The sequence below is a fragment of the Agarivorans sp. MS3-6 genome, assembly GCF_054112545.1.
Window position 1 is genome coordinate 3,774,931 of the sequence record NZ_CM134202.1, and the last position, 15,476, is coordinate 3,790,406.

At 44.0% G+C, this 15,476-nt stretch carries 13 protein-coding genes and 1 tRNA gene; 6 read left to right on the forward strand and 8 right to left on the reverse strand.

The features are described from left to right. Positions 1 to 6 precede the first annotated feature (6 nt). Both ACVFI8_RS17440 and ACVFI8_RS17445 read left to right on the forward strand, forming a co-directional pair. Positions 7 to 1,260 carry a glutamate-5-semialdehyde dehydrogenase gene (locus ACVFI8_RS17440; RefSeq protein ID WP_457872088.1) on the forward strand — a complete coding sequence of 418 codons (1,254 nt, stop codon included), beginning with the start codon at positions 7 to 9 and terminating at the stop codon, positions 1,258 to 1,260. Between the two features lie 69 nt (positions 1,261 to 1,329). After that, positions 1,330 to 1,857: a SixA phosphatase family protein gene (locus ACVFI8_RS17445; RefSeq protein ID WP_457872090.1), complete on the forward strand. Its 528-nt coding sequence runs from the start codon at positions 1,330 to 1,332 to the stop codon at positions 1,855 to 1,857. 67 nt (positions 1,858 to 1,924) lie between these two features. Here ACVFI8_RS17445 and ACVFI8_RS17450 read toward each other — a convergent pair whose 3' ends face one another. Beyond that, positions 1,925 to 2,227: a hypothetical protein gene (locus tag ACVFI8_RS17450; RefSeq protein ID WP_457872092.1), complete on the reverse strand. Its 303-nt coding sequence runs from the start codon at positions 2,225 to 2,227 to the stop codon at positions 1,925 to 1,927. 96 nt (positions 2,228 to 2,323) lie between these two features. Next, positions 2,324 to 3,007 carry a hypothetical protein gene (locus ACVFI8_RS17455; protein ID WP_457872094.1) on the reverse strand — a complete coding sequence of 228 codons (684 nt, stop codon included), beginning with the start codon at positions 3,005 to 3,007 and terminating at the stop codon, positions 2,324 to 2,326. A 494-nt stretch (positions 3,008 to 3,501) separates the two neighbouring features. On the opposite strand from ACVFI8_RS17455, the gene ACVFI8_RS17460 reads away from it, so the two are divergent. Beyond that, a complete protein-coding gene (locus ACVFI8_RS17460) occupies positions 3,502 to 5,916 on the forward strand; it encodes a beta-mannosidase (protein WP_457872095.1) in 2,415 nt (804 codons plus the stop codon). Here ACVFI8_RS17460 and ACVFI8_RS17465 read toward each other — a convergent pair. Next, a complete protein-coding gene (locus ACVFI8_RS17465; protein ID WP_457872097.1) occupies positions 5,913 to 6,767 on the reverse strand; it encodes a LysR family transcriptional regulator in 855 nt (284 codons plus the stop codon). The two genes, ACVFI8_RS17460 and ACVFI8_RS17465, sit on opposite strands and share 4 nt — an antisense overlap. Positions 6,768 to 6,900: 133 nt before the next feature. On the opposite strand from ACVFI8_RS17465, the gene ACVFI8_RS17470 reads away from it, so the two are divergent. Next, the gene (locus ACVFI8_RS17470) at positions 6,901 to 7,623 is read left to right on the forward strand and encodes an SDR family oxidoreductase (RefSeq protein ID WP_457872099.1); all 723 of its coding nucleotides are present in this window, start codon (positions 6,901 to 6,903) and stop codon (positions 7,621 to 7,623) included. Between the two features lie 68 nt (positions 7,624 to 7,691). Here the strand turns inward: ACVFI8_RS17470 and ACVFI8_RS17475 are convergent, their stop codons facing one another. Then, positions 7,692 to 9,032, reverse strand: a complete 1,341-nt coding sequence (locus ACVFI8_RS17475) for a glycosyl hydrolase family 8 (RefSeq protein WP_248712315.1) — start codon at positions 9,030 to 9,032, stop codon at positions 7,692 to 7,694. Positions 9,033 to 9,308: 276 nt separating this feature from the next. Beyond that, a complete protein-coding gene (exaC, locus tag ACVFI8_RS17480) occupies positions 9,309 to 10,829 on the reverse strand; it encodes an acetaldehyde dehydrogenase ExaC (protein WP_248712314.1) in 1,521 nt (506 codons plus the stop codon). 244 nt (positions 10,830 to 11,073) lie between these two features. On the opposite strand from exaC, the gene ACVFI8_RS17485 reads away from it, so the two are divergent. Beyond that, complete coding sequence (locus tag ACVFI8_RS17485) at positions 11,074 to 12,846, forward strand: sigma-54-dependent Fis family transcriptional regulator (RefSeq protein ID WP_248712313.1); 1,773 nt, start codon at positions 11,074 to 11,076, stop codon at positions 12,844 to 12,846. A 20-nt stretch (positions 12,847 to 12,866) separates the two neighbouring features. Here the strand turns inward: ACVFI8_RS17485 and ACVFI8_RS17490 are convergent, their stop codons facing one another. Both ACVFI8_RS17490 and ACVFI8_RS17495 read right to left on the reverse strand, forming a co-directional pair. After that, the gene (locus ACVFI8_RS17490; RefSeq protein WP_248712312.1) at positions 12,867 to 13,628 is read right to left on the reverse strand and encodes a substrate-binding periplasmic protein; all 762 of its coding nucleotides are present in this window, start codon (positions 13,626 to 13,628) and stop codon (positions 12,867 to 12,869) included. A gap of 221 nt (positions 13,629 to 13,849) precedes the next feature. Beyond that, positions 13,850 to 13,933: transfer RNA gene (locus ACVFI8_RS17495), tRNA-Tyr, on the reverse strand. Between the two features lie 167 nt (positions 13,934 to 14,100). Here ACVFI8_RS17495 and ACVFI8_RS17500 point away from each other — a divergent pair. Then, a complete protein-coding gene (locus tag ACVFI8_RS17500; RefSeq protein WP_248712311.1) occupies positions 14,101 to 14,631 on the forward strand; it encodes a VC2046/SO_2500 family protein in 531 nt (176 codons plus the stop codon). Here ACVFI8_RS17500 and purU read toward each other — a convergent pair. After that, entirely contained in the window at positions 14,628 to 15,464 is an 837-nt protein-coding gene (gene purU / locus ACVFI8_RS17505; protein WP_248712310.1) for a formyltetrahydrofolate deformylase, read from the reverse strand. The genes ACVFI8_RS17500 and purU overlap by 4 nt on opposite strands. Between the last annotated feature and the right edge of the window lie 12 nt (positions 15,465 to 15,476).

The following is a 15,476-nucleotide window of genomic DNA, read 5'->3' on the forward strand; positions in this document are numbered from 1 at the left end:
TATCTAATGAGTTTACAACAACTAGGTCAACAGGCTAAACAAGCCAGCTTTGATTTGGCCACCTTAAGTACTAGCCAAAAAAACGCAGCCTTGGCGGCCATTGCTGATCAGCTTGAAGCTCAGCAAGAAAGCATTTTGGCGGCTAACAAAATTGATTTAGACGCAGCTCGCCAATCGGGTTTATCTGACGCTCTACTCGATCGCTTAATGCTAAACAGTGAGCGACTAGCAGGTATTGCTAGCGATGTTCGCAACGTTATTTCGCTGAACGATCCTATCGGTAGCGAAATGGATTGCCGCGTATTAGAAAATGGCCTGCGCTTATCGCGCCGCCGTGTGCCGCTTGGCGTAGTAGGGGTTATTTATGAAGCCCGCCCTAACGTAACTATTGATATCGCAGCGCTATGTTTAAAGACCGGCAACGCCAGTATTTTGCGTGGCGGTAAAGAGACCTTCCACTCAAACATGGCCTTGGTTGAGGTGATTCAATCAGCACTTAAACAAAGTGGGTTACCAGCAGCGGCTGTGCAATACATCGCCAAACCAGACCGTGAGCTGGTGGCCGAATTATTACGTTTAGACGAATATGTAGATATGATTATTCCTCGTGGTGGCGCTGGTTTGCACAAAATGTGTCAAGAGAACAGTACCATCCCTGTGATCATTGGCGGCTTTGGTATTAGCCATATTTATGTAGATAACTCGGTTGATTTGGCTGCTGCTCTCAATGTTATTGAGAATTCAAAAGTTCAGCGACCATCGGCATGTAATGCCTTAGACAGCCTGTTAGTTGACCAAAACGTAGCTGCCGAGTTGCTGCCAATGTTGGCCGATTGCATGAACAATTCATCGGTTAAGTTAGTGGCTACCGAAAATGCCATGGCTGGCTTAGCAAATGCCAAAGATTTGCAAGCGGCAGGCGACGGTGACTTTGATACCGAATGGCTAAGCTACACCTTGGGCGTAAAAGTGGTGGCAGATGTAGAAGAAGCGATTGCTCACATGCGTACCCATAACGCTAGCCACTCAGATGCGATATTGTCGAATAACTTAAATGCCGTAGAGCGTTTTGTGAATGCTGCGGGTTCTGCCGCGGTATATGTAAATGCCTCTACTCGCTTTACCGACGGTGCCCAGTTTGGTTTAGGTGCCGAAGTAGCTGTATCTACCCAAAAATTGCATGCTCGCGGGCCAATGGGTTTAGAAGAGTTAACCTCTTACAAGTGGATAGGTATTGGCGACATGTTAGCTCGCCCTTAAGCAACTATTCACTTATGCTAAAAGCCTGCTTTGCAGGCTTTTTTGTTTTTGGGGTACAGGAGTAAGCGTATGTCTCGCCAACTTTGGTTAATTCGCCATGCTAAATCCAGTTGGGACGACCCAAGCTTAAGTGATAAACAACGCCCCTTAGCAGAGCGCGGCCATAAAGCCGCACAGCTTATGGCAAGCCACTACGCTAGCCAGTTTTCTCAGCTTGAATTAGTACATTACTCACCAGCACTGCGTGCCCAACAAACCTGTGAATATTGGCTAGCACAGCGCAGCCAATACCTTAAAGGCAGAGAAGTAGAAGTTGACCTTCAAACTTATTGTGAAAACAGCCTATATACTTTTCGCTGGGCAGATTTGCTGGTACATATTCAAAGCTTACCTAAGCAAATAAACAAAATTGCGCTAGTAGGGCATAACCCAGCCTTTGAAGACCTCGTTAACTACCTAACGGGTGAAGACTTAATTAAGTTCCCTACCGCGAGCCTAGCGGTGATTGAAGCTGAGTTAGATTGGCAGGACTGGAGCGAGCAGAGTGCCTGTTTACGACTGTTTGATACGCCCAAGAAGTTGGCGAGGAGCTTGTAAATAACGGCCTAATCCAAAGGCGCTTTGAATTAGCCTAAGTTAGGTATAATAAGAGTTTATAGCCTTGCTAAGTAACAGGCTTAGGCGGGCCACTTCTACCGGCTGAATAATACCCCTCGTTTAGTAAATTAATGACATGTTGTACTGCCCACTCTAATTCGTCCTGGTTACACCAATACTCAGCAATTTTTCCAAACTCACTATAGGAAGATTGATTGAAACCGTCTTCAATGTCGTTGAACCAAACAATCGACGATCCAATTATTGCAACGACCCAAAAGCCACCACCAAGTGCGCCGTAAGTATCTTCTACCCATTTGTGAGGGTGAATTTTGATAATCTCCCAGACCTTAGATTGCTCAGCAGTCATACGATCACATGCGGAATTTATTCTATCCCAAAGATCTACTTCTGTTATTGGTTTCCAGCTCATAGTATTTGATGCTTAATGCCTTGTCAGCTTACTTTAACGCATGCCAAACTTAGTTATGTCAAATTGTTGCGCAAAAGTAATACCATGTCTAATAGGACAAATACCATCATTATGCGCCCTTTTAAGTGGTTCGTGATCCATCATATCAATTAGGCTTAAACCACTTTCATCTTTTACTATGCCACTTCCTTCTACAGTGCAAGCATTATGGACAAACGCTTGATACCATTCATCCCAAGTATATTCCGCTTCATCAAGTTGTTGCATGATTGAATCGAAATCTTGATTAGCTTGACTTGAATTAATTTCGTCTATAATCGGAGCTACAGCTTTAACAGCCAACTCAACAATAACGTCATCAGTTTCAGTGAGTTTATAGAGACGCCCATTAACATCTAATTCATTAATTAAGTTACTGAATATTATTAAACAAGCATTTTGTAGCTCTAATGAACTTTCAGATTTACTATTCCCAGTTGAAATTATTGCAACAGAAACTGTGAAAATGGCAACTGATAATTTATGTGGTCGAGTACCAAATCTACCGCCCAACAAGTCTGGTTTAAGATCCCAAGCTTGCTGAACCATTTTATTCGCAAGGTCCTTTACTGACAACGTAGTATCTAGGAATCCAGATTCAATTTGAATTTGCAATAAATTTTCAACAACTACAGCTGCTTCAGCTTTTTTGAAATTGTCTTTTATACCTTTGAACATATAACCCGCCTCATAAACTTAAGGAAAAGTACAAATACGACATTGATAGTATTGTGTTCAAGTGAAAACTTCTCTGATATGAATCATTTGAAGTACTGTAAACTAACAACTTATTAAGAGGGGGAATTCCTCGTTTAAACAAGGGCTTTCCTCTTTTTATTCATTTGATAAAAGCCAGATTATTACCTTTTCTCAACTTCATCAGCTACCTAGTTAGAAAATTAACAAAAACATCAGCATGGAAGAATGCACGCAGCTGTGGAAAGAAGGAATTGCAGTTTACATATATAAGGGCAGTATTTTTACCAATGAATGCGACAGGTAAAGAAGCAGAGAAAGGCTAGTTAGTTAGGTTAGCGCTCTTGAAACTCTATCAGCCAGTATCGGTAATATTTGATACCTTCCACAAAGCATTTCTCTATCACTTGTTCCTGGTATCTGCACTACGTAGGCTGCATATAAACCCTATGTTGTAATGCTTAGTGAGTGCTTAAATGACGCAGATAATCCTAAACCAACCATGGCTGTTAAGTTCTGCTGATTACCCAGAGATTAAGGTAGCTTGCCAGATTCCCGGTGATAACCATTCGGTATTACTTGAGGCGGGTTTAATTGGCGATCCTTACCAAGCCCGTAATGAAGCAGATGTTCAGTGGGTGGGTGAGGCTAATTGGACGCTATCTACTCGCTTTGAGTTAAGCGCTTCGCAGCTCGACAGCGACTTTATCGATTTACAACTAGGGCGTGTAGATACCCTTGCCGATATCTATATTAACCAGCAGTTAGTCGCGCAATGCGACAATATGTTTCGTTTATGGTCTTTCAATATTAAGCCTTATTTAAAGGCTGGTAGTAACCAGCTACAAGTGCGGTTTTCCCGTTCTGATTTAGCCGCAAAGCAACGAGCAAGTACTTTACCCTTTGCCGTCCCATCTTCCATGGGCAACAACCAAATTCCTTATATGAACAGTTTACGCAAGTCGCAGTGCCACGCTGGCTGGGATTGGGGGATTTGCTTGATGGTGAATGGTATCTACGATCCAGTGGCAATTAAGTTCACTAACCAAGCTCGATTGTTAGCTGTGCAGGTTGAGCAGCAGTGGCATGACAACAGTGTGGATGTGCTGGTTAAGGTTAGTCATGACTCATCTTGCCACTCACCAATTGATATTCAATTTGCAGAGCAAGAGATGCTAATACAGCCCTCAACTGAATCAACCATTACGGAGGCGCGATTCCACATTGCGGAGCCACAGCTATGGTGGCCAGCTGGTTATGGTGAGCAGCCTTTGTATTTGCTGCAAGTTACGTTAGCTGAGCAGCGCATTGAGAAGAAAATTGGCTTGCGAAAACTAGAGCTAGATACGCGAGTCGATAGCCATGGTTCAGCGATGACCTTTGTGATTAACGATTGCCCCATTACCGCCAAAGGCGCTAACTGGATCCCGCTTGATGCGATGCCATTTAGGCAAACAGCAGAGCGTTATCGCCAGCTATTAACTGATGCTAAAACCGCCAATATGAATATGTTACGGGTTTGGGGCGGCGGCCAATACGAGGCTGACGAGTTTTATAAACTGTGTGATGAGTTAGGCTTAATGGTGTGGCAAGACATGATGTTTGCTTGCTCATTGTATCCATCTACCGATGACTTTATGGCCAATGTGCAGCTAGAGTTAAGCGACCAAATTCAACGTTTACGTGACCATAGCTGCATTGTGCTGTGGTGTGGCGACAACGAAGTGATTGGCGCAATTAATTGGTATCCAGAATCCAAAGCTAATCGAGAGCGCTATGTGGTGAATTACGACAGGCTTAATCGTGCTATTCAACAGACGGTAGAACAGCATGATGCTAGCCGGGTATTTTGGCCTAGTTCGCCCTGTAATGGCGCATTAGATTATGGTGATGCGTGGCATGACGACAGTAAAGGCGATATGCACTTCTGGGATGTTTGGCATTCGGGTAAATCTTTCTCTGCTTACCAACAAATTAAGCCTCGTTTTTGCTCTGAGTTTGGCTATCAATCTTGGCCTTCATTGGCCGAGGTGAAAAGTTTTGTGCCCAAAGATGACTGGAATATTTGCTCGCCCACTTTTGAGGCTCATCAAAAGAACCCTAGTGGTAATAGCATTATTACCGAGATGTTTACGCGGATGTTCCGCTTTCCGGCAAACTTTGAACAAATGCTTTATTTGAGCCAAGTGCAACAAGCATTGGCGATAAAAACGGCCTGTGATTATTGGCGAGCCAATAGCCCCCAATGCAGAGGCATGCTGTATTGGCAGCTTAATGATAATTGGCCCGTGAGCTCGTGGTCGAGTATTGAATATAGCGGTCGTTGGAAGCAGCTTCATTACCATGCGAAGCGTTTTTTTGCTCCTCAATACCCTAGCTTTATTGAGGATGAGCTGGGTTTGGAACTGCGAATAATTAACGACAGCCCCAAAACCAAGTCTATTAAGGTGTACCTTCAGCGAGTGAACTGGCAAGGCAAGGTGGAATTTAGCGAGCAGTTGGCCTTAAGCCTTGAGCCAGATGCCAATGTGTCAGCGTGGCAATGTGCTAAAGCGCAACTTGATGAGTGGCGTACGCAAGGCTTTTTGATTGTTTCACTCACATGTGAGGGTTCTCGCGTTCAAAATACTTGGGTAGGGGATAACTACAAAAACTTACCTTTAGCTAAGGCTAAAGTCTCTTGCGCGGTGGATGAAAGTACTAGAACCATTATTTTGTTAGCAGATAAGCCGGCGTTTTTTGTTCATTTAGAAAGTGATGCTCCGGGTCGCTTTTCTGATTCAAGCATTACTTTGTTGGCTAATCAGCCGCAAACTATCAAATATTTGGGTGATGACTTTGCATCAATGGTGAGTAGTTTGCGGGTTTATCATCTGGCGGATAGCTATTAGCTCGTTTTGTCATGGCTTGACCATGTGTTTGCCGCATCAATTAATGCGGCCAGCGCAGGTTTAGCACTGGCACTGGCTTTAATACACAAGCCAATGCTGCGATACATGCGCGGCGCTAGTAACTTAACTTGTTGTAAATCGGCTGAGGTTTCTAATACGCCTGTAGGCAAGAATGAGATGCCTATACCGGCGCTGACCAGGTGTTTTACTTGGGTTTTATGTTGGGCTTTGGCTACTAGGTTTACTGCAAAACCTTGTGAGGCCAGTAGGCTCAAGGTTTGCTGGTGAGCTTCGCAGGCCACACATTCAATAAAGTCGTAGTTGTTTAGCGCGGCAATCTCTACTTGCTGCTGCTTGGCGAGTTCGTGCTGCTGAGGCACACACAATACGTAATCTTCATCCCACAGTGGAATGAACAATTCATCTTCCTGCTTTAATACATCAAGGCTTAACCGAGCTTGCGCTTGAGTATCTTGAACGTCCAATAATTCAAATTTAAACAAGGGCTGTTGTTGCTTACAGTGAGCAATGAACTTAGCCAACAAGCTGGGGCTAATATCGTGAAAGTTAGCTAGCTTTAGCGGCAAACTAGCAGGGAGATTGGCAAATAAGCTAGACATTTTATTCAACTGGCCCAGCGCTTGAACAGCTAAAGGGTATAGGTGGTGGGCTTGGTCGGTTAAATCAACCCCGCGCTTATGGCGAATAAATAGTTGAACCTCTAGTTCAGACTCAAGTTGCTTAATCGCCGAAGATAGCGATGGCTGAGAGACATAACAACGCTCGGCAGCGGCTGTCATCGAGCGCTCTTCAAAAACAGCCACAAAACATTTAAGTAAACGCACATCCATAACTATTACCTATGATAACCAGAGGAAAACGGTATTTTACACCTATATATAGCAGAACTATAGTGAGCGCCAATAAAGCAGCAGGCGCAAATGTAGCGTCTTGTGGTGGGTTATTTATGTATTGGAGAATCTTATGTCTAAGCCTTTAGTTGTTATTACTGGTGCCAGTTCTGGAATTGGCGAAGCATGTGCAAAAACCTTGTCGGCTGCGGGTCACCCGCTGTTATTGGTAGCGCGTCGTATTGAGCGATTAGAAGCGCTAAACCTGCCAAATACCCTTTGTCGTAAAGTAGATGTCACTGAACTTGCCGACTTTGAGCAAGCAATTAAAGATGCCGAAGCCTTGTATGGCCCAGTAGATATGTTGTTAAACAATGCCGGAGTCATGCTATTGGGAGCGGCTCACGAGCAAGCTCCTAGCGAGTGGAAAACCATGTTGGACGTAAACGTTATGGGCTTACTTAATGGTATTCACTTGGTATTAGCAGGCATGAAGCAGCGCCAGCAAGGCACTATTATCAACGTGAGTTCAATTGCTGGGCGTAAAACCTTTCCTAGTCATGCTGCGTATTGCGGTACTAAGTTTTCGGTACACGCGATCAGTGAGAACATTCGTGAAGAAGTCGCTGGTGATAATGTGCGGGTAACCGTCATTGCCCCTGGTGCAGTAGAAACTGAATTACTTAGCCATACCACTAGCCAAGAAATTAAAGACGGCTACGAAGTATGGAAAGAAGAAATGGGCGGCGTATTAAATACCCAAAACATTGCAGACGCTGTAGCTTACGCTTATGGCCAGCCGCAAAACGTGTGTATTCGTGAAGTGGTGCTAGCAGCCACTGGTCAACCTGCTTAGGCATGAAGGTAGCAAATATAAAAGAGAGCCTAGGCTCTCTTTTATATTATGTAGGGCTGAATGATGGCTTAATGGGTGGCGTCAGTGGGTCCGTAAATTTGGTATTCGCCGGCCATTTGTAATACCGAGAACATGTGCAATAAACCGTCATAATAGCGCCATTTACCGGTTGGCGTCGCTTGCTTCCATAAGCGCTGCGTAAAGTCTTTAGCATCTTGGCTATCAGTGATCATTGCCGCGGTACCATTCATGGCATTTTGACCAGAACTGCCCCATTCAGAAACGATTTTTCCATCCATTTCATGTACCGCATAGTTTTGACCTTTACGTTTGTATTCGTCAGCGTAAAAGCTAATCATTCGGTCGGCTAACTCTTGCTGTCTTGGGTCTGCATTAAACCAGTGATGGTCCATGGCTATGTTGCCAATAACACGAAAGGCGTCGTAACCTGATTTGTGGCTAATGTCGTTAAATGAGGTTTTTTGAGGTGTTCCATCAAATGCTGCATACTCAGAGTACAAACCGGTTTCTGGGTGAGACGCATTGTATAAGTAGTCGCGGCTAACTTTGGCTGCGTCAGCCCACAGTTGATTATCTTCATCAGCCCAACGTGCAAAGAGTTCATAAAAGGCTGCGACGTGATAAGAAGGGTCAGTATATAGGCCTAAGCTTTTCTCAGTGACAAATAGTATCTGTTTTGCTTCACGGTTGAACATGGGCACTTGAGAGTTGGTTTCTTGCTTGTTCACCATCGCTTGCAGAATCACATTCGCTTCATCTTTGTATTGAAAAACACCATCGCCAGCGCCCCAGCGGTGTTCAGCAAACATTAGCGCCATGGCAAAATAAAGCTCACCATCGGGTGCAGGGTTGTTATCTTTGCGGGTAAAAGGGGCTTTAGCTTCTAGATGCCAAGCAAAGTAGTCTTGGTACCACCCGTCTTGATGTTGCATGTAAGTTTTAGAAAACTTCCATAGTTTATTGAACATGGCCTGATCGTCCATTTGTACGGCGATCATCATGCCGTAAGACATGCCTTCAGAGCGAATGTCGTTACTGCCAATGTCTTTAATAAAGCCCATATCTTCCCCTACAGGAAAAAATACCGCTTTGCCGCCTTCATCTCGCGAGTCAGAGTAAAACAACTGCTGGTAAGTATCGTTAACTTTTTTGGTGACTTGCTCAGGCGTAGCGATGCCTAACTCAACAAAGGCATTGCGGTATTCTCCGCTGTAAAAAGCACCCGGCGCGGTGCTTGTTGCCTTGCTAGGCTTTGCCATGTCTACTGAGTTGTTTGCGGTACTGTCTGCAGAAGAGGCACATGATGCTAAACCTAAAGGTAATGCACAAAAGGCAAGGGCTCTCACCGTATTTACAAGTGCACTACTGTTAGTACTGAAAATATTCATTGTCATAATCACCTTAGTTAGCTTTTTCTCTGAATTTGAAGCTTGTTACGAGACCCGTTGGAATGGTACGACCTCGCATAACCGTTTTAGGCTAGATGAACCAAGAAGGGGCTCATACTGTGATTTTAGGTAATTCACTGTGAAATCTAGATAATTTGCGCAATATCGCATAACGCTAGTTACGTTTTTTAACTCAGATGATTGTAGTGGGGTATTTGCGTTGTTATAAAACAAAGAGAGGCCTCCCTCTCTTTATTTAGTGATGAGTTGGTAGGCTTAAAAGAAGCCTAATGGATTGATATCGTAACTCACTAATAAATTTTTAGTGTTTTGATAGTGGGATATAGCCACTTTATGAGTTTCACGACCAATCCCCGAGCGCTTATAACCACCAAAGGCTGCATGAGCGGGGTAGGCGTGGTAGCAGTTAATCCAAACTCGCCCCGCTTGAATATTGCGGCCCATACGCTGTGCTAAGTTCATATCGCGGGTCCATACACCCGCTCCCAAGCCATATTCACTATCGTTGGCTATTTGTAGCGCTTCAGCTTCATCTTTAAAGGTAGTCACAGAAATCACTGGTCCGAATATTTCCTCTTGGAATATTCGCATGTCATTGGTGCCTTTTAGAATTGTCGGGCTAACGTAGTAACCGTTATTGTGCTCTCCGCTTAAGTTGGCGGTAATCCCTCCTGTTAATAACTCAGCCCCTTCGTTTTTGCCAATTGCTAAGTAGCTCATAATTCTATCGAGCTGCTCTTTCGATACTTGTGCGCCGACTTGGGTGTCGGTGTCTAGAGGGTCTCCTTGTTTAATGGTTTTTACTCGCTCTAAAACCCGCAGCATAAATTTGTCGTAAATAGATTCTTGAATAAGGGCGCGAGAGGGACAAGTACATACTTCGCCTTGATTGAAAAAGGCCAGTAGTAAACCTTCAATGGTTTTGTCTAAGTACTCATCTTCATGCTCCATAACATCGGCAAAAATAACGTTAGGCGATTTACCACCCAGCTCTACCGTAGAAGGGATTAATGAATCCGCTGCACATTTCAATATATGTTGGCCAATCTCAGTGGAGCCAGTAAAGGCAAGTTTAGCTATTCGCGGGCTAATGGCTAACGCTTGGCCTGCCTCTTCACCAAAACCATTCACTACATTAATCACCCCTTTGGGCACTAAATCTTCAATCAGCTCCATTAATACCAATATTGAAGCGGGAGTTTGCTCGGCAGGTTTTAGCACCACACAATTGCCAGCAGCTAAGGCTGGACCTAACTTCCAGGCGGCCATCAGTAATGGGAAGTTCCAAGGGATGATTTGGCCCACAACACCTAAGGGCTCAGGGAAGTGATAACTGACCGTTGTTGCATCAAGATCAGCTGCGCCACCTTCTTGGGCGCGTATACAGCCCGCAAAATAACGGAAGTGGTCAACCACTAGAGGTAAATCAGCGTTTAAGGTTTCTCGAATAGCTTTACCGTTTTCCCAAGCCTCAGCAACGGCTAAATACTCGAGGTTTTGCTCAATTCTATCGGCAATGCGCAGTAACATATTGGAGCGCTCGGCTACTGAAGTATTGCCCCAGCTTTCTCGGGCTGCGTGAGCGGCATCAAGTGCTAGGCCAATATCGTGAGCGTCTGATCTTGCCACTTTACAATACACCTCACCGTTCACCGGTGAGCGGTTGTCAAAGTATTGCTTGTTTTGTGGCGCAACCCATTCGCCACCAATAAAGTTGTCGTATTGCTCTTTAAAAGTAATGAGTGAACCTGCTTTACCTGGTTGTGTGTAAACCATAGTTGAGTTCCTTTTCTAGTTGTTATTAAAATGTTTCATTGTTGGCGTGTGTGTTACACGCTAGACTCCTATATAGCAAGGCTTGCACCAAGTTGGGTTGGCTTATTGTTAATGAAATGTAAAGCTATGATTGTTAAGACAAACAGATTTTTGGGGTGTGGATGTCTTCGAGTAAGTGCTCGTGGCGGAGTGTCACACTGTTATATTTTGGCACAGTAGATGTGTTACATATTGGAACAGTACTATGACCGCTCGTGCGTTACTTTCTACTACTCTTGATGCTTCTTGGTCACGCAGTCAAAGCGCTGGCTTATCAGAATGGCACTCTCCAGAAGAGTTACGTTTAGACAAAAGCCAACTGCAGCAACGATTACATAAACATCGCGGCCTTATTGAGCTGGTTGACCGCTATGCGTTTCCCTTATTTGAGCAATTGATGGCTCATCGCTCTAGCAGGTTGATTTTGTCTGATATCGACGGTTTTGTGATTGATTTCTGGGGCGCAGAAAAGTACGCCGACAAATTAGCCAATATTGCCTTAGAAACAGGGGTTAATTGGTCTGAAAACTACAAAGGTACTAACGCAATAGGGACAGCTATTGCAATGCAGCAGCCAGTATCGGTGATTGGTGAACAGCATTTTATTAAGCATCATCGTTTTATGAGTTGCAGCGCCAGCCCCATTTTTTCACCTAAGGGAGAAATGGTCGCAGTGTTAGATATTACCAGCGAACAACATCGGCATAATCAGCAAACAATGTTGTTGATTAGCAGTCTTGCTCAACAAGTGGAAACGGCCATGTTATGCCAGCTTCCAGATAGCCATTACCGTATTGATGTTGCGCCACAAGCGCATTTACTTGATTCGGGTTGGCAGGGCATTGTGGTCGCGGACAGTGAGGGCAAAATTTTGGGTCATAACCCGATGGCTCAACAACTCATAAAAAGAATGAAGATTGGAGAAAGCATTGATTTTCACCTAGGTGAACAGTGGCACCAAAGTGCATCCAATAAGCAGACAAAGCTGCATTTACAGACCAAAGCATTAAAACCTGCCCATTCGGTTGTGTCATCGGTGAAAAACGCCAGCAACCCTAGCTTATTGGCCGCAGATGATGCGCGAATGCAAAAAGCTTGGTGGCATGCCAATAAAGTTATCGCTAAGTCGATCCCTTTACTGATCTTGGGAGAAACAGGTGTAGGTAAAGAGCAGTTTGTTAAGCGCTTACATAAGTATAGTGGGCGTTCTCAGCAGGTTCTCCAGGCGGTAAATTGTGCTGCGCTGCCTACTGACTTACTAGAAGCTGAATTGTTTGGCTATCAGGCTGGTGCGTTTACTGGGGCTAATCCAAAAGGGTATTTGGGCAAAATTCGTCAAGCGGATGGTGGCTTTTTATTTCTAGATGAAATTGGAGAAATGCCTCTGGCTGCCCAATCCCGTTTATTACGCGTATTGCAAGAAAGAGAAGTGGTGCCAGTGGGCGGGAACCAATGCTATCCGGTGAATATTCAAGTGGTGGCCGCCACCCATGTTGATCTTCAGCGACAAGTTAAAAATGGGCTATTTAGAGAAGACCTCTATTACCGATTAAATGGTCTACAAATAGTGCTTCCGGCTTTACGGGAGCGTTCAGATATTAATGCCTTGGTATCAGAGCTACACAGTAAATATAGCGTAGCGCAAACGATATGCAGTGAACTCAATGCCTTATTACTTGGCTATGACTGGCCAGGAAACCTGCGAGAGTTAGATAACTTTATGCAAGTAGCTTGTTTAATGTCTGAACATAAAAATGTTTTGCAGTGGGATGATTTACCTGAGTCACTCCAGCTGAAATTAAGTGCAATGACGAAGCCATCGCAGCCCGATAATTCCAATATTAAGCAATGCATTGATGATAATATTGCGCGGGTATATCAGCACTGTAAGGGGAATATTAGCAAAAGTGCAGAACAGCTTGGTATTAGTCGAACCACCTTGTACCGAAAATTAAAAAAGCTTCAGCTGATACGCTAGGCTAGGTACAAATAAGCGGTTTAACGTTGCTGTTCAGCATTAGGTAGGTACTTCTCAATAATATCTTGCAGTTCGCCGCTGTCTCGCATTTTATTAACGATGTCGCTAACTTGAGCAACAATTTGATCGCCATTCTCAATATGTGGTGCGATAGAAATGGTGATCATAGATTGCTTTTCACTGATAAGCATTGGCTCGGATAAGGCGATATCTTCATCTGCTGCCATCACTAAGGTGGCATATAAGTTACCGGCAAAGGCATCTATTCTGCCCGCTTTGAGCATTTGTATACCTTGGTAGTAATCCTTTACGGCGATAAGTTTTATGCTGTTATTAAGCACTAAGTCGTGAAATTTTTCACCGTACACTTTGCTGGCACCGCGCACCGTAGCCACTCTTTTATCAATAATGCTATCCCAGTTTAACGGTGAGTTTTGCAAGGTTACCACTGCTGTTTCAAAGGTTCCGACAGACGTGGGTTGATAGATGTGCGGTTTGAAGTTTGCACTAGGGAAGAGGCAGGCGATGATGACTTCATTTTGGTTGTTATTGAGTATGCGAGCCATTCTCGGGTAGGGAACAAGATTAATATCTATTGGGTTTTGGCCTAACTCTTCAGCGACACGACGTAAGATATCAGCATAGTATCCGGTTATACCATCATCACTTTGATAAGCTGCGGGGGTGAAATTAATCGAGTAATAACTGAACGTTTCAGCTTCTGCTTTGGCTCCGACACTAAAGACGATTAACAATAGCGATACTATTAGCCTGTTTCTCATGTATTCTCCAGCTGGTATTTCTCAATTACTCACACTTAATATTAATCGATAATAGAAAAATCACCCTACCTAATAAGGGGTGGGCTGCTTGTTATGCCTGTGAAGGCTATGAATACGGGTCTGGTGAGGATGGCTTAGATAAGTTACGGCGATTATTATTTAAGATGCTTGGGCGAGCAGGTATAAAAAAAGACACCCTAAGGTGTCTTTTTTTAACAATATGGTGGAGGGAGGTGGATTCGAACCACCGAAGCTTTCGCGACAGATTTACAATCTGTTCCCTTTGGCCACTCGGGAACCCCTCCTACTTGTGGAGCGGGATATTACCAGAACTTGTGGGGCTGTAAAGTAAAAAAAGAGACATTTTTACCTTAAGTAGACTGTTTGCTTATAATCTGCGCATTTGCTCGGTATTTACTAAAGATTTACCGCGAGTACCCGATAACGGTATTAGGATTAGAAAGGGGCAAGCATGTTAGTTGAGCAAATTAGAAGTAACAGCTTATGTGATGAGTTACAGCTAGGTGATAGTTTAAACCGTTGTACCAACCATGGTGAACATGCTCGCTTTCATTTGCTATTAAGTATGCTGAGCCCAAACGTTTGCGATCAAGCGCAGTTCTCATTACAGAAAAAAGCCCACGAGCAAGTTCAACAGGATCTTCGTACTAAGTTTCAATTACATCCAAACCGCCCATTAGCAGCGCAAGCTGATGAATTTGATATTCAGGCTAATTGGAGTAAGCATTTACATAGTGGGGCTGTTGAAGCTATTCGTTTAGAGCAAGCCTTACATGGTTACGCAGCTTACGCTGACGATAGCGTAGACGGTATCTCTGAAGAAGTGATGAACAACGTCGATCTATTAACGCGCTTAAAGCACGGAGTAGGTAGCAAGCCATTACAGGCAATACCCGATGTTGAGGTGAAAGGCGCTGATATGTATCACGTACTAAGTGACTTCGATTATTCGAAGCCACTTAAGGTGCAGCACTTTAATTAGCGAAACACCACGGTACGATTGCCGTAAACAAATACTTTTTCATCTAATACTTGCTGTAGAGCTTTACTTAATACCGCTTTTTCGACATCACGACCAGCCTTGGCCATTTCTTCTGCCGTGTAACTATGGTCAACATGAATAACATGTTGTTCAACGATAGGGCCTTCATCTAAATCATTATTCACAAAGTGGGCGGTGGCCCCAATGATTTTCACTCCACGATCATAAGCTTGCTGGTAAGGCTTTGCGCCAATGAAGGCTGGCAGGAATGAATGATGAATGTTTAAGATTTTATTGTTAAAGGCTTCAACAAAAGTTGGCGTTAAAATACGCATGTATTTAGCCAATACCACATAATCTGGTTGGTATTGCTGAACGGTTTCTATCACCAGTTGTTCATGCTGTTCACGGCTAAGGTCTACGTGACTAATATGATGGAAAGGAATGTCGAATTTTTCTGTTAGCGCGCGCAGGCTGTCGTAGTTGCCTACTACAGCGGCAATCTCTACATCCATATCGCCATATACAGCCTTCATCAGTAAGTCACCCAAACAATGCGCTTCTTTGGTTACCATGATGACAATACGCTTACGGCCGGCACTTTCTAGGCGGCGACTGCTATCTTGTGGTAAGGCACTATCAAGATCTGCTAGTAGTGTCTTATCGTTAAAGTAGCCTTCTAATACCGTGCGCATAAAAAAGCGGCGGGCGTCATTATCAACAAATTCGTTGTTCTTGATAATGTTGAGTTGGTGCTTGGCACAGATGTTAGTAATGCTTGAAATCAAGCCTTTTTCATCTGGGCATTCAGTTAAAAGGATTTTTCTTTCCATTGTATTTTCGAT

What these genes read in the sequence shown, in the direction of transcription:
- ACVFI8_RS17455 (WP_457872094.1), bottom strand. Translation starts at nt 3,007, where the DNA reads ATGTTCAAAGGTATAAAAGACAATTTCAAAAAAGCTGAAGCAGCTGTA.
- ACVFI8_RS17445 (WP_457872090.1), top strand. Translation starts at nt 1,330, where the DNA reads ATGTCTCGCCAACTTTGGTTAATTCGCCATGCTAAATCCAGTTGGGAC.
- ACVFI8_RS17460 (WP_457872095.1), top strand. Translation starts at nt 3,502, where the DNA reads ATGACGCAGATAATCCTAAACCAACCATGGCTGTTAAGTTCTGCTGAT.
- ACVFI8_RS17500 (WP_248712311.1), top strand. Translation starts at nt 14,101, where the DNA reads ATGTTAGTTGAGCAAATTAGAAGTAACAGCTTATGTGATGAGTTACAG.
- ACVFI8_RS17465 (WP_457872097.1), bottom strand. Translation starts at nt 6,767, where the DNA reads ATGGATGTGCGTTTACTTAAATGTTTTGTGGCTGTTTTTGAAGAGCGC.
- ACVFI8_RS17450 (WP_457872092.1), bottom strand. Translation starts at nt 2,227, where the DNA reads ATGACTGCTGAGCAATCTAAGGTCTGGGAGATTATCAAAATTCACCCT.
- ACVFI8_RS17440 (WP_457872088.1), top strand. Translation starts at nt 7, where the DNA reads ATGAGTTTACAACAACTAGGTCAACAGGCTAAACAAGCCAGCTTTGAT.
- exaC (WP_248712314.1), bottom strand. Translation starts at nt 10,829, where the DNA reads ATGGTTTACACACAACCAGGTAAAGCAGGTTCACTCATTACTTTTAAA.
- ACVFI8_RS17470 (WP_457872099.1), top strand. Translation starts at nt 6,901, where the DNA reads ATGTCTAAGCCTTTAGTTGTTATTACTGGTGCCAGTTCTGGAATTGGC.
- ACVFI8_RS17475 (WP_248712315.1), bottom strand. Translation starts at nt 9,032, where the DNA reads ATGAATATTTTCAGTACTAACAGTAGTGCACTTGTAAATACGGTGAGA.
- ACVFI8_RS17485 (WP_248712313.1), top strand. Translation starts at nt 11,074, where the DNA reads ATGACCGCTCGTGCGTTACTTTCTACTACTCTTGATGCTTCTTGGTCA.
- ACVFI8_RS17490 (WP_248712312.1), bottom strand. Translation starts at nt 13,628, where the DNA reads ATGAGAAACAGGCTAATAGTATCGCTATTGTTAATCGTCTTTAGTGTC.
- purU (WP_248712310.1), bottom strand. Translation starts at nt 15,464, where the DNA reads ATGGAAAGAAAAATCCTTTTAACTGAATGCCCAGATGAAAAAGGCTTG.